The 12,009-nt window shown below is 65.5% G+C and carries 13 protein-coding genes; 7 read left to right on the top strand and 6 right to left on the bottom strand.

Going from position 1 to position 12,009, the window contains the following annotated elements; genetic code table 11:
- Positions 1 to 25: 25 nt before the first annotated feature.
- Genes rpmI through ABIA30_RS19665 form a run of 3 tightly spaced genes read left to right on the top strand, consistent with a single transcriptional unit; the run spans position 26 to position 1,439 of the window.
- Positions 26 to 220 (top strand): 50S ribosomal protein L35, encoded by a 195-nt coding sequence (gene rpmI / locus ABIA30_RS19655; protein ID WP_370068407.1) that lies wholly within the window; start codon positions 26 to 28, stop codon positions 218 to 220.
- Positions 221 to 258: 38 nt separating this feature from the next.
- Positions 259 to 657 carry a 50S ribosomal protein L20 gene (rplT, locus tag ABIA30_RS19660; protein WP_370068409.1) on the top strand — a complete coding sequence of 133 codons (399 nt, stop codon included), beginning with the start codon at positions 259 to 261 and terminating at the stop codon, positions 655 to 657.
- Between the two features lie 41 nt (positions 658 to 698).
- A complete protein-coding gene (locus ABIA30_RS19665; RefSeq protein ID WP_370068411.1) occupies positions 699 to 1,439 on the top strand; it encodes a TrmH family RNA methyltransferase in 741 nt (246 codons plus the stop codon).
- An 86-nt stretch (positions 1,440 to 1,525) separates the two neighbouring features.
- Here ABIA30_RS19665 and ABIA30_RS19670 read toward each other — a convergent pair whose 3' ends face one another.
- Complete coding sequence (locus ABIA30_RS19670) at positions 1,526 to 2,401, bottom strand: LLM class flavin-dependent oxidoreductase (protein WP_370068413.1); 876 nt, start codon at positions 2,399 to 2,401, stop codon at positions 1,526 to 1,528.
- A 53-nt stretch (positions 2,402 to 2,454) separates the two neighbouring features.
- Entirely contained in the window at positions 2,455 to 3,492 is a 1,038-nt protein-coding gene (locus ABIA30_RS19675; RefSeq protein WP_370068415.1) for an aldo/keto reductase, read from the bottom strand.
- 165 nt (positions 3,493 to 3,657) lie between these two features.
- On the opposite strand from ABIA30_RS19675, the gene ABIA30_RS19680 reads away from it, so the two are divergent.
- On the top strand, positions 3,658 to 4,272 hold the full coding sequence (locus tag ABIA30_RS19680) for a TetR/AcrR family transcriptional regulator (RefSeq protein ID WP_370068417.1): 615 nt from the start codon (positions 3,658 to 3,660) through the stop codon (positions 4,270 to 4,272).
- On the opposite strand, the gene ABIA30_RS19685 is transcribed toward ABIA30_RS19680, so the two are convergent.
- Positions 4,267 to 5,211: an SDR family NAD(P)-dependent oxidoreductase gene (locus tag ABIA30_RS19685; RefSeq protein WP_370068419.1), complete on the bottom strand. Its 945-nt coding sequence runs from the start codon at positions 5,209 to 5,211 to the stop codon at positions 4,267 to 4,269. The genes ABIA30_RS19680 and ABIA30_RS19685 overlap by 6 nt on opposite strands.
- A gap of 129 nt (positions 5,212 to 5,340) precedes the next feature.
- Here ABIA30_RS19685 and ABIA30_RS19690 point away from each other — a divergent pair, with 129 nt between their 5' ends.
- A complete protein-coding gene (locus tag ABIA30_RS19690; protein WP_370068421.1) occupies positions 5,341 to 6,186 on the top strand; it encodes a helix-turn-helix transcriptional regulator in 846 nt (281 codons plus the stop codon).
- Positions 6,187 to 6,220: 34 nt separating this feature from the next.
- Here ABIA30_RS19690 and ABIA30_RS19695 read toward each other — a convergent pair whose 3' ends face one another.
- Together ABIA30_RS19695 and ABIA30_RS19700 are read right to left on the bottom strand one after the other, a co-directional pair.
- On the bottom strand, positions 6,221 to 7,471 hold the full coding sequence (locus ABIA30_RS19695) for an acyl-CoA dehydrogenase family protein (protein ID WP_370068423.1): 1,251 nt from the start codon (positions 7,469 to 7,471) through the stop codon (positions 6,221 to 6,223).
- 4 nt (positions 7,472 to 7,475) lie between these two features.
- The gene (locus tag ABIA30_RS19700; protein WP_370068425.1) at positions 7,476 to 8,531 is read right to left on the bottom strand and encodes an oxygenase MpaB family protein; all 1,056 of its coding nucleotides are present in this window, start codon (positions 8,529 to 8,531) and stop codon (positions 7,476 to 7,478) included.
- A 213-nt stretch (positions 8,532 to 8,744) separates the two neighbouring features.
- Here ABIA30_RS19700 and ABIA30_RS19705 point away from each other — a divergent pair, with 213 nt between their 5' ends.
- Together ABIA30_RS19705 and ABIA30_RS19710 are read left to right on the top strand one after the other, a co-directional pair.
- On the top strand, positions 8,745 to 9,650 hold the full coding sequence (locus ABIA30_RS19705; protein WP_370068427.1) for an adenylate/guanylate cyclase domain-containing protein: 906 nt from the start codon (positions 8,745 to 8,747) through the stop codon (positions 9,648 to 9,650).
- Positions 9,650 to 10,450: a rhomboid-like protein gene (locus ABIA30_RS19710; protein WP_370068429.1), complete on the top strand. Its 801-nt coding sequence runs from the start codon at positions 9,650 to 9,652 to the stop codon at positions 10,448 to 10,450. Before ABIA30_RS19705 ends, ABIA30_RS19710 begins: the two co-directional genes overlap by 1 nt.
- On the opposite strand, the gene ABIA30_RS19715 is transcribed toward ABIA30_RS19710, so the two are convergent.
- The gene (locus tag ABIA30_RS19715; RefSeq protein ID WP_370068621.1) at positions 10,390 to 11,958 is read right to left on the bottom strand and encodes an FMN-binding glutamate synthase family protein; all 1,569 of its coding nucleotides are present in this window, start codon (positions 11,956 to 11,958) and stop codon (positions 10,390 to 10,392) included. The genes ABIA30_RS19710 and ABIA30_RS19715 overlap by 61 nt on opposite strands.
- Positions 11,959 to 12,009 lie beyond the last annotated feature (51 nt).

Raw genomic sequence — 12,009 nt, forward strand, 5'->3', positions numbered from 1 at the left:
TCGCACGTAAAGAAACTGAGGACACATGCCCAAGGCCAAGACCCACAGTGGCGCTTCGAAGCGGTTCCGCAAGACCGGAACCGGCAAGATCGTGCGCCAGAAGGCCAACCGTCGCCACTTGATGGAGCACAAGGCCACCAAGCGCACCCGTCGTCTCGACGGCCGCGCCGTGGTTGCCGCGAACGACACCTCGCGTGTCAACAAGATGCTGGCCGGCTAGTACAGCCCCGCTACCCGAACGAACGATAGGAACATCTCATGGCACGCGTGAAGCGCGCACTGAACGCTCAGAAGAAGCGGCGCACAGTACTGAAGGCCTCCAAGGGTTACCGCGGACAGCGCTCGCGGCTCTACCGCAAGGCCAAGGAACAGCAGCTGCATTCGCTGACCTACGCCTACCGCGACCGCCGCGCCCGCAAGGGTGAGTTCCGCAAGCTGTGGATCTCGCGTATCAACGCTGCGGCCCGCGCCAACGGCGTCACTTACAACCGCCTGATCCAGGGTCTGAAGCTGGCCGGCGTCGAGGTGGACCGCAAGAACCTGGCCGAGATCGCCGTCAGCGACCCGACCGCGTTCGCCGCTCTGGTCGAGGTGGCCAAGGCCGCCCTGCCCGAAGACGTGAATGCGCCGTCCGCTGATACCGGAGAGGCTGCCTGAGTCTGACCGAGGACTCAGCGCTCACCGAGCGATCTGCCCGGGTGTCCGCTGCGGCCAAGCTGCAGCGGCACGTCGGGCGCAAACGCGCCGGGCGCTTTCTTGCCGAGGGACCCAACCTCGTCGAGGCGGCGCTACGGCGCGGTCTTGTTTCTGAGGTCTTTGCGACCTCGTCTGCGGCCGAGCGGTTTTCCGAACTGCTCGTCGATGCCCCGGTGACGCTGATCACCGAGCGGGCCGCAAAGGCGTTGTCGGACACCGTGACTCCGGTTGGCCTGGTTGCGGTGTGCACGCTGCCCGAGGTGTCCCTGGATTCCGTCCTGGCCGCCGGGCCGCGGTTGTTGGCGGTGGCGGTCGGGATGTCCGAGCCGGGCAATGCCGGCACCCTGATCCGCACCGCCGATGCGATGGGCGCCGACGCGGTGGTGTTCACCGGCGACAGCGTTGACCCGTACAACGGCAAGTGCCTGCGGTCTTCGGCTGGGAGCGTCTTCTCGCTGCCCGTGGTGGTGGATTCCGATGCGGCCGCGGTTGTTTCGGCGATTCGAGACAGTGGTGTCGAAGTACTGGCCACCGCGTTGGATGCGTCGGTCGACGTTCGTGGTGCTGACCTGTCGGCGCGTACGGCGTGGCTGTTCGGCCCCGAGGCGCATGGGCTGCCCACCGATGTCGCGGCACTTGCCTCACAGCGGGTGAACATCCCGATGCGGGGGAGCGCCGAGAGCCTCAATGTGGCTGCCGCCGCGGCGATCTGCCTCTACGAGAGCTCTCGCGCCCAGTCCTGATCTGTCCCCGAGGCTACGGTTTCTGATGCCGTGCCCGGCGTGTCGCGTCAAAACCCGTAGCTTCGGCGTCTCGTTCCGAAGGCGCTTTACCGCGCCGCGGAGATGAGTTGCTCGCCGACCCATTGCGCGACGCCGACCGGGTAGGGGGACGGCAGTCCGAGAACGACATGCTCGAAGCCGGCGTCGACGGCGCGAGCGATGGCATCTAGAGTGAGATCGGGCTGCTCGTACGACACCGGCAGATATAACGAACGGACGAGAGTGGTTGGCTCACGGCCGATCTCGGTGCAGTAGCGATCCAGCAGCCGGCTGCGGTCGATCGCGTCGTCGAGGTCCGCGCCGGGGACGTTCCACAGTTGGGCGTGCTCGGCCGCGACGCGCAACAACCGGGCTGAGCGGCCGCCGATCAGAATCGGCGGGTGTGGCTGCTGGATCGGTTTTGGGCTGCCGAATGCGCCGGTGAGCTGGACATGGGTGCCGGAAAAGTCGAACGGTTCGGCTTCGGTCCACAACCGTCGGACGACGGTAAGGGCTTCGGCGAGGCTTTCCACCGAATCGGAAAAGTCGTCGTACGGCAGGCCGTGTGCTTCGTACTCGCGTCTGGCCATAGGCAAGCCGGGACGTGACCCGGCGCCGATACCGAAGTCCAGCCGGCCCGCCGAGATGATGTCGACCGTTGTGGCGATCTTGGCCAGCATGGCCGGCGGTCGGAAACGATTACTGGTCACGAGCAGCCCGAGGCGCAGTCGGCGGGTCTGGGCGGCCAGGGCCGCGAGCAGCGTCCAACCTTCGAACGTCGGTCCGCTCAGATCGCCGAAGATCGGCATCAGGTGGTCGTAGAGCCAGGCATGTTCGATCTCAGGGATGTCATCGGCTTCCTGCCAGACCCGCAGGATGTCGTCGTAGGAGACTTGCGAGGGCGCGGTCATGATGCCGAACCGTGCGCGGGATGTCTGGGTCATGAGTCTGTTCTCCTTCTGCGCCAGGGGTTTTCAGCGAGTTAGCGGCGATGGCGTCATACGGCGGCACGCTCACCCGAGGGTCTGCGCCGCAGGCTGGTGTTCTGGATGGCCGGCGGTACGTAGGCCTGGTCGAGCGTGCCGATGTCGGTGCCGGGCGGGACGATCTCGTCGATGCGGTCGAGGATGTCGTCGGTCAGTGTGACGTCGATTCCGGCGAGAAGATCGTCGAGCTGTTCGATGGTGCGCGGCCCGAGCAGCGCGCTGGTCACGGCCGGATGGGCGATCGCGAAGGCCATCGCCAAGTGCGTTATCGGCAGGCCCGCCTCGCCGGCCAGGGCGATGAGTTGTTCGACGGCTTCGATGCGGCGCTCGTCGCTGAACACCGTCAACATGTTGGCGCGCACCAGGTCGGTCTGCTCTCCTTTGCGGATCCGGCCGGTTAGCATGCCCTGCCCAAGCGGGCCCCACACCAACGCGCCCATGCCGTAACGCTGAACGACCGGCAGGATCTCGGTTTCGATGCCCCGGTTGAGCATCGAGTACGGCGGCTGCTCGGAGTGGAACCGCTGCAGTCCACGCCGGTCCGCAACCCATTGGGCCTCAAGGATTTCGGTGCCCGGAGTGTTGGATGATCCGATGGCGCGGACTTTCCCGCTGCGGATCAGGTCCGAGAGCGCCGACAGTGTCTCCTCGATGTCGGTCTCGGGGTCGAGTCGATGGATCTGGTACAGGTCGATATGGTCGGTCTGCAGGCGTCGCAGCGAATCTTCGACTGCGGTCATGATCCAACGCCGGGAAGTGCCCTGCCGATTGGGATCGTCCCCCATGGGCCGACCGAATTTTGTGGCCAGCACGACGCTGTCTCGTCGCCCCTTCAGTGCCTTGCCCACCACCACTTCAGAAGCACCGGCCGGCGGTATCGAATACGCGTCGGCGGTGTCGATGAGATTGATTCCGGCGTCGAGGGCCTTGTGGATCAGGCGAATCGAGTCGTCGTGGTCCGGGTTGCCGATTTGGGCGCCGAGTAGCAATGTGCCGAGTCCGTAAGGACTGACCTTGATGCCGGTTCGGCCGAGGGTGCGGTATCGCATGTTGGCTCCCGAGGGTTGGGGTCGGTGGGTGTTGCGAGTGGGTGCCGAACATCTGAGTTATTCGGAACGCTATTCCGCTAACATATGGAAACCTGTTCCGGAAAACAACCCTATCCGGAAATTCTTTCCGCTAACCATGCGAAGACGCGAGGGATGGAGTGCAAGATGACAGCGGCTGGTACGTCCGACTCTGCGGCGTCCGATGCATCGAAACCCCGTCAGCGCCGGCAGCGCACAGACGCACAACGCAACGTCGGTGCGCTGCTCGAGGCAGCGAAAGCTGTGTTCGCCACCTCCGGAGTGGACGCCCCGGCCAAGGAGATCACCGACCTGGCCGGAGTTGGCGTCGGCACTCTGTACCGGCATTTCCCGCGCCGCTCGGATCTGGTCGTCGCTGTGCTGCAACACGAGGTCGATGTCTGCGCCGAGGCGGGGGAAACGCTGAGGAAGGCCAACGAGCCTGCGGTGGCGCTGGCGAAATGGCTACATCGGTTCACCGAATTCGTCGGAACCAAACGCGGACTTGCCTCCGCGCTGCACTCAGGTGATCCGGCATTCGACGCCTTGCCCGGCTATCTCATGCAGCGACTCGAGCCGGTCCTGGAGTCGCTCCTGACGGCCGCGACGGCGACCGGCGAGATCCGCGATGACGTCAGCCCGAAAGACCTCATCTACACCGTCGCGCTGCTGTGCCAACCCGTCCAGGGCGAGGAACTCGCCTACAACCAACGCATGGTCGCCGTCTTCATCGATGGGCTGTGCCGGTCTCCTCAGTCATGAACTCCGGCCCAGCAGTTCGGCAGTGGCATCCCATAGGCGCGCTTCCCGCGCCCGGTCGATGGCGAACGGTTTGACCCCAAGCTCGGTGTCCTTGACCACGAAGGCGCCATCGCGGAGGTGCGCCCACCGGTCGTCGAGGGCGATCGACGCGAGGGTCGGCCCGGATCGGGTTGGCGACGAGACACCGGGGATGCGCTGCAGGGCGCGACCGACCCGCTGCGCACTCGGGCCGTGACCGCGACTCAGTCCGGTCCCCGGCATGAATCCTGGCTCAAAGACCACCACATTGACGCCCACAGGCACCCTGCGCTGCAACTCGTGCGCGTAGTAGAGGATCGCCAGCTTCGAATTGGAGTACGCGATACCAGCGCTGGTGAATGTCGCCTGCTCGTGCGCCGGGGTGGGCCGGGCCAACTCGATCGGATCCTGCCAATGTGCCGGTGGAACGCTCAGAATGCGACGAAAGATGTTCTGGTGGTACGTATTAGACCCCAGCAACACGATGCGGGCTGGAGTGGCGAATCGACCCAGTAGGTCAATGATGAGTTGCGCGTGGGCGAGATGATTCACGGCGAAGGTCGACTCGTAGCCGTCCGCCGAAATGCTGTGGGTGTCGGCGACCGAGATGCCGGCGTTGGCCACCAGTGCGCGTAGCGGGCGCACCGCACCCGCATCGAGCAATTCTCTGACCTGCCGCCCGGCATCACGCACATCGGCCAACTGGGCAAGGTCACAGCCGATCGCGTGCACGTGGGCGCCCGCGCTTCGGGCTTCGGCGGCCACCTCGGTGAGTGCGCGGCCGGGCCGGCCGACCAGGAGGAGGTCCGGGCGCGCGATGGCAGGGCGCTCGGCCATGGCCAGTGTCGTCGCTCGACCGAGGCCGCCGGTCGGTCCGGTGATCAACACGGTGCCGGATGCATCGGAAGCAGGGGTATTCATGGTTTTCCGTTCGCCAGTTGTTCTGATGCGTCCAGCCTCGGCGACATCCGGGTCGTCAGGCAGCCGTCCCGTTTTCGTAGGACTGGCAGTACCAGGACAGCGGACGGCGGCGTCGCCCATAGTGGGGAGGTGGATGCCTGGGAGTTCGGCCGAACGGTGCGCCGCTGGCGTGATCGGGTGGCGCCCAGCGCGGTGGGTGTGCCGGTCGGCAGCCGCCGCCGCGCGGCCGGGTTGCGCCGTGAGGAACTCGCCGGGCTCGCCGGAATCTCGGTGGACTATCTGACCAGGCTCGAACAGGGGAGGGCTACCTCTCCGTCGGTTCAGGTCGTCGAGTCCCTGGCCCGCGCGCTGCGGGTGCCCGACGTAGAGCGCGACCTACTGTTCCGGCTGGCGGGTCACGCCAGCCCTGGACCGGGCATCGTGTCGGCGCGGATCACGCCGAGTGTCCAACGGCTACTCGACCGTCTGGCGCACACCCCGGTGGCCGTTTACGACGCGACCTGGACGCTGCTGCTGGCCAACCCGCCCTACGACGCATTGATGGGCCAGACCTCAAGCTGGCGGGGAATCGAGCGAAACAGCTTGTGGCGCAATCTCGTCGGCCCGGGCACCCGTGCGGTCCACACCCCGGAAGAGCGGGCCGAATTCGAAGCCGGCTTGGTTGCCGACCTCCGAATGACCGCGGCCCGGTATCCCGCTGACCAGCGGTTGACGCAGCTGGTCAGCGACCTGGCGGCCCACAGTCCGCGGTTCGCGGAGCTCTGGGAACACGGCGTTTTCGACCCACACCGAGACTTCGGACGACACAAGGTCATCGACCACCCGGACATCGGCCGCATTGCCCTGGACTGCGACACACTCATCGTCGCCAGCGATGATCTGCGCATCATGATCTACACCGCTGAACCCGGGACCCGCGACGCCGAGCTACTCGACCTCGCTGTCGTGGTGGGCACTCAGTCGCTGATCACGTGATGCACCAAGGCTATACGCAGTATCGGTGACTGGGTCAGGCCAAGAGTCCCTTGGCCACGTGGGTGATCTGTACCTCGTTACTGCCGGCGTAGATCATCAGCGACTTGGCGTCGCGGGCCAGCTGCTCCACCCGGTACTCGGTCATGTACCCGTTGCCGCCGAACAGCTGGATGGCATCCATCGCCACGTCGGTGGCGGCCTGCGAGCAGTACCACTTCATCGCCGAGGCCTCCGCCAGTGGGATCGGCCGGCCCTGCTGACCGGACTCGATCACCCGGAACAGCATGTTGCGCACGTTCATTCGGGCCACCTCCATGCTGGCCAACTTGAGCTGAATCAGCTGGAACTGCCCGATCTCCTTGCCCCACAACGTCCGGGTCTTGGCGTAGTCCACGCACAGCCGCAGGCATTCCTCGATGATGCCAAGTGACATCGAGACCACACCGACGCGTTCGGCGGAGAAGCTGGACCGGGCGCTGTCCCGGCCGTCGCCGGCTTTGTTCTCCTCGGTCTCGCCCAGCAGCCGGTCCCGGCTCAGACGTACGTTGTTGAAGAAAAGTTCGCCGGTGCGCGACGAGTGAATGCCCATCTTGCGGAACGGCTTTGATTGAACGAAGCCCTCCATACCGCGGTCCAGCACGAAGGTCAGTACCTTGCGGTCGCGCTTGTCGGCCCCGTCACCCTCGTCCAACTTGGCGTAGACCACCACGATGTCCGCGTCGGGTCCGTTGGTGATGAAAGTCTTCTGGCCGTTGAGGATGTAGTCGCCTGAACCATCCGCGGCACGCACCACGTAGGACTTCATGCCACCGAAAGCGTCTGAGCCGGAGTCCGGTTCGGTGATCGCCCAGGCGCCGATCTTCTCGTAGGTGACCAGGCCGGGCAGCCAGCGTTCCTGTTGTGCCAGAGTGCCCCGGCTCTGGATGGTCGGCACCGTCAGTCCCAGGCTGACGCCCACGCCGGTGACCAAACCCGAACTGACCCGGCATAATTCGCCTATCAGCACCATGCCCATGCCGGCTTGGTCGGGTCCGCCGCCGAACATGCCGCCCGACGCCCGTGGCTTACGGTCCGAGGTTTCACCGGAGCGCAACCTGGCCAGCCGCCGCTCCAGCGACTCACGCGCCATCGCGTCGATCCCGAACGTGGCGAACAGCTTCCGGATGATCGGGTACGGCTCCATTTCGCCGCCCTCGAGCTCGTCAACGTGCGGGCGGATCTCCTTGTCGACAAATTCGCGAACGGCGTCGCGCACGGCAAGATCGACGTCGGACCACTCAAGCATGAATTCAGGCAGCCTTTCCGGGGTTCTGCCGACCTCGAGCGAGGCCGGCCAGTGAGAATGTGGTGTGCACCAGTGAACCGGCGCGTTCCAGCAGTGACTTGTGTTGCGGCACGTAATGCATCGGCAGTCCCCAGCGGTCCCTGGGTGGGGCCATGAACCCGGGGGCCTCGACCAGCGGTGCGTCAGCCGGTAGGTGACCCGACGCTCGCCTGAATGCAGCCAATGCCCTTGGGTGCAAACGGATCTCTTCGGGAACAGCCAGGAATGCCAACTCCACGGCCTTGCCGAAGATCCGCAGCAGCACCTCGTCGCCGGGAGTCCAGTGCATGCCGGCGCGTTCCCGCACCACTGGGTCGAAGACGCCCGCGGCGATCCACCGCTGGGCGGCCACCAGCGGTTTGAACATCTCGTCCCACAGCGCGGTCGGCAGAAACACGAACCAGGGTTTGGGGATGCGGATGGTGAAGATGTCCAGTGTCGCCCGGTTGATTTCCAGCTCCTCGGAACACTTGTGCTCCCAATAGGTTTGGAAGTCCTCCCAGGTCTGCGGAACCGGCCGCATGCTCATCCCGTACATCCGGTACCACTGCACGTGCTCATCGAACAGCTGGTGTTTTTCGGCGTCGGTGAGGCCGCCGCAGAAGTACTCGGCGGTCTTGATGATGAGCATGAAGAAGGTGGCGTGGGCCCAGTAGAAGGTTTCCGGATTCAGCGCGTGGTACCGCCGGCCGTCGTGATCGGTGCCCTTGATGGTGTTGTGATAGCTGCGAATCTGGGCCCCGGTCTGCGCTGCGCGCTTGCCGTCGTAGACCACGCCCATGATCGGGTACACCGACCGTGCCACCCGTTGCAGCGGTTCGCGCAGCAGGATCGAATGGTCCTCGACGCCGGCACCGAGTTCGGGATACATGTTCTGGATCGCGCCGATCCAGACGCCGAGCATTCCGGTACGCAGGTCTCCGAAGTACTTCCAGGTCAGCGAGTCGGGCCCGAGTGGGTCCAGGTCGAAGTCCTCGGTGTCCGCGGTGGCGTTCGCGGTCGTCGTTGAGCTCGCGTCCATGGTGTCCTCGCTGGTGGTGGTACCGAGGTGATGGTCGTCACGATAATCGGTGACAACGTGTGTTGTCTACGATCGCGACGCGGGGCGCGCGGCACTGTTACACATCGTCCATCCGAGCTTCATGCACCGGTGACCAGCGACTTCAGTGCGGTGTGACACACCTTGCCGCGGTGATCGTTGCCGGGCCGCAGAACGGCGACCTAGGGTGACGTGGTGGATGTCGAATCGTTCGAAGAACGATCCGACGGGATAGGCGAGATCGGCGCATCGCATTACCCAGCGCCAACCTCAAGTGGACCGTTGGCGTGGTTGCAGAGCACCAATCACAGTCCGGCCGTCATCGACTTTGTCCGGCGCGCACGTCGGTCATTACCGGGAGATCCTGAATTCGGGGACCCGCTGTCGACGGCTGGTGAAGGTGGCCCCAGCGCGGTAGCGCGTGCGGCGGACCGGTTGTTGCCGCGCCGCGGCGCAGCGCACGAGGTCAGCCTCGCCGGGCTGCAGCTGTGGCAGGCGTTGACCGAACGGGTCTCGGGCAGACCGGCCAACGCGGAAGTCACTCTCGTCTTCACCGATCTGGTCGCGTTTTCCACCTGGTCGCTGCGGGTCGGCGACGAGACCACACTGCGCTTGTTGCGCAGGGTCACCCAAGTCGTGGAAACGCCGATGCTCGAATCCGGCGGCCACATCGTCAAGCGCATGGGCGATGGGTCGATGGCGGTGTTCCGCGATCCCGTCACGGCGTTGCGTGCCCTGTTGGCGGCGATGGACGCGCTCGGTGGCGTTGAGATCGACGGATATCGGCCCAAGATGCGAGCCGGCATTCATACCGGGCGGCCCCAGCGCATCGGCTCGGACTGGCTGGGCGTCGATGTGAACATTGCGGCCAGGGTCATGGAGCGCGCCACCAAGGGCGGACTGGTCATGTCGCAGGTGGCCCTGGAACAGATCAGCGATGAGCAACTCGATGCGCTCGGGGTGACCACCAAGAAAGTGCGTAAGCAGCTGTTCGCGCCGAAGATCGCCGGTGTGCCCGATGACCTGGCCATGTATTGGGTCAAGCCGCGCAAGGACGGGGCGTCCGAGATCGAATTCAGCGAGACCGACGGGCTGGAGTAATGCTGTCGGCGGTGTGGTCCCGGCTGGCCCGGGTTCGTGTCACCGTCATCTACACCGTGGCTTTGTCCGTCGTCATGGTGACCTTGGTGGTGCTGGGGCCGAAAGTGCGCGACAACGTCGTCCGGTACGCAAGCACCAATCTGCACAACCTCGCTCACGGCCGGATCGGCACCCTGCTGGGCAGCGCGTTCGTCGCCGACACCGATCTGGTCTATCTGTGGCTGCCCGGCCTGGTCTGTCTGCTCGCTGCCGCTGAGCTGCTCTGGTACGGGCGCAGGTTGGCGACCGTTTTCATTGTCGGTCACGTCGGAGCGACCATCCTGGTTGCGGGCGGCCTGGTGTTGGCAGTCGAATCGGGCTGGCTGCCGCGATCGATCAGTCGGGCCGCCGACGTGGGTGTCAGCTACGGGGTGATGGCGGTGGTCGGTGCGCTGACCTCGGCAGTGCCACGGCGGTTCAAGCCGATGTGGTTCGGCTGGTGGCTACCGGCCGCGGCGGCAGTTGTGGTGGTCAGTACCGACTTCACCGATATCGGTCACGTGGTCGCGTTGATGCTGGGCATGGTGATCTCGACCCGGCTGGAACCGCCGACGGTGTGGACTCGACCTCGCCGCGCGTTGTTCCGGCTGGGCACGGGTTTCGGTTATGCGGTGCTGGTTCACCTGCCAGAACTGATGGTGGTCGGAATCCCGGCGAGCCTGCTCGGTCTCGCTACGACCGTGTTGGTCACCCGTTTTCGTCAGACGAACTCGTCGGCGCGAGCCGCGGCCCAGTCCGCCCGCCACGACTCGGGCGGATGATTCAACAGTTCACCCGGCGTCAGCCACTCGTAGATCTCGGCATAGGTCTGCGTGCGCTGGCGGTCGACCCGACGGTTCAGCATCGCCGGGGATAACTGATGAAAGCCGTCCAGTCCCATGGACGCCACGATCTGTGCGGCGCTGGCCACCGTCCCACGCTGGAAGTTGTGGACGCGATTCGCCTTGTCCGGAACATGTAATGCCCGGGACCGGGCGGGGTCCTGGGTGGCCACACCGGTTGGGCAGCGGTTCGTGTGGCACGCGCGCGCCTGAATGCAACCGACAGCGAACATCATCGCGCGCGCCGCCATGGTGAAATCGGCGCCCTGACAAATCCGGCTGACGATGTCCACGCCGCTGGCGACCTTGCCCGAGGCGCCGACCCGGATCCGGTCCCGCAATCCCGTCCCCACCAGGCTGTTGTGCACCAGCATCAGGCCTTCGGTCAGTGGCATGCCGACGTGATCCTCGAACTCCTGCGGCGCCGCGCCGGTTCCGCCCTCGGCTCCGTCCACGATGATGAAATCCGGCGTGATGCCACTGGCCATCATCGCTTTGCAGATCGACAGGAATTCCGTTCGTGCACCGACGCACAACTTGAACCCGACCGGCTTGCCCCCGGAGAGCCGCCGCAGAGTGGCGATGAACTCGACCAGCTCGGTCGGGGTGCCGAAAGCGCTGTGCGACGGCGGGGAAATGACGGTGCGGCCCACGGGAACTCCACGGGTCGCGGCGATTTCGGGAGAGACCTTGGGGCCGGGTAGCACCCCGCCCAGGCCCGGTTTGGCGCCCTGCGACAGCTTGATCGAAATGGCCTTGACCGCCGGTAGCGCTGCCTTCTCGGCGAAGGTCCCGGCATCGAAATGGCCGTCGGCGTCGCGGCATCCGAAGTACCCCGAGCCGATCTCCCAGATCAGATCGCCGCCACCGCGCAGGTGGTACGGGCTGATGGCGCCCTCGCCGGTGTCGTGGGCGAATCCGCCCAGTGCGGCACCCCGATTGAGTGCCTCGATGGCGTTCGCCGACAGGGCCCCGAAGCTCATCGCCGAGACGTTCAGCACCGCGATGTCGTATGGCTGCGAGCAATCCGGTCCACCGAGGCGCACCCGCGGACCGAGGTCGTCGGCAGTGCGTGCGCGCAGCGAGTGACGCAGGAATTCGTACCCGACCGCGTTGACGTCGCGCTCGGTGCCGAACGGCTCATCGCCCTTGGTGCCCTTGGCCCGTTCGTAGACCAAATCACGAGTCTCCCGGTCGAATGGCGTGGCTTCGGTGTCGGACTCGATGAAGTACTGCCGGATCTCCGGGCGCACGAACTCCATCAGGAACCGAATGTGGCCCAACACCGGATAGGCCCGCAGGATCGAGTGACGCGTCTGAGCCAGATCCCAGGTGCCCAGCGCGGCCAGTGCCAGGACCGCGATGGCGGGCACCGCCCACCACCCATCTACGGCCACCGCTGCGGCGGCGGCCACCGCTGCACACAACCAAAGGATCGCCACGATCATCGGACGCAGGAGCACCGCGTGAGGGTATCGCGGCCACCTGGGTGCCCGTCG

Source organism: Mycobacterium sp. MAA66 (assembly GCF_041261665.1).
Taxonomy (GTDB): Bacteria; Actinomycetota; Actinomycetes; order Mycobacteriales; family Mycobacteriaceae; genus Mycobacterium.

What these genes read in the sequence shown, in the direction of transcription:
- ABIA30_RS19700 (WP_370068425.1), bottom strand. Translation starts at nt 8,531, where the DNA reads ATGGACGCGAGCTCAACGACGACCGCGAACGCCACCGCGGACACCGAG.
- ABIA30_RS19675 (WP_370068415.1), bottom strand. Translation starts at nt 3,492, where the DNA reads ATGCGATACCGCACCCTCGGCCGAACCGGCATCAAGGTCAGTCCTTAC.
- rplT (WP_370068409.1), top strand. Translation starts at nt 259, where the DNA reads ATGGCACGCGTGAAGCGCGCACTGAACGCTCAGAAGAAGCGGCGCACA.
- ABIA30_RS19710 (WP_370068429.1), top strand. Translation starts at nt 9,650, where the DNA reads ATGCTGTCGGCGGTGTGGTCCCGGCTGGCCCGGGTTCGTGTCACCGTC.
- rpmI (WP_370068407.1), top strand. Translation starts at nt 26, where the DNA reads ATGCCCAAGGCCAAGACCCACAGTGGCGCTTCGAAGCGGTTCCGCAAG.
- ABIA30_RS19695 (WP_370068423.1), bottom strand. Translation starts at nt 7,471, where the DNA reads ATGCTTGAGTGGTCCGACGTCGATCTTGCCGTGCGCGACGCCGTTCGC.
- ABIA30_RS19680 (WP_370068417.1), top strand. Translation starts at nt 3,658, where the DNA reads ATGACAGCGGCTGGTACGTCCGACTCTGCGGCGTCCGATGCATCGAAA.
- ABIA30_RS19670 (WP_370068413.1), bottom strand. Translation starts at nt 2,401, where the DNA reads ATGACCCAGACATCCCGCGCACGGTTCGGCATCATGACCGCGCCCTCG.
- ABIA30_RS19685 (WP_370068419.1), bottom strand. Translation starts at nt 5,211, where the DNA reads ATGAATACCCCTGCTTCCGATGCATCCGGCACCGTGTTGATCACCGGA.
- ABIA30_RS19715 (WP_370068621.1), bottom strand. Translation starts at nt 11,958, where the DNA reads ATGATCGTGGCGATCCTTTGGTTGTGTGCAGCGGTGGCCGCCGCCGCA.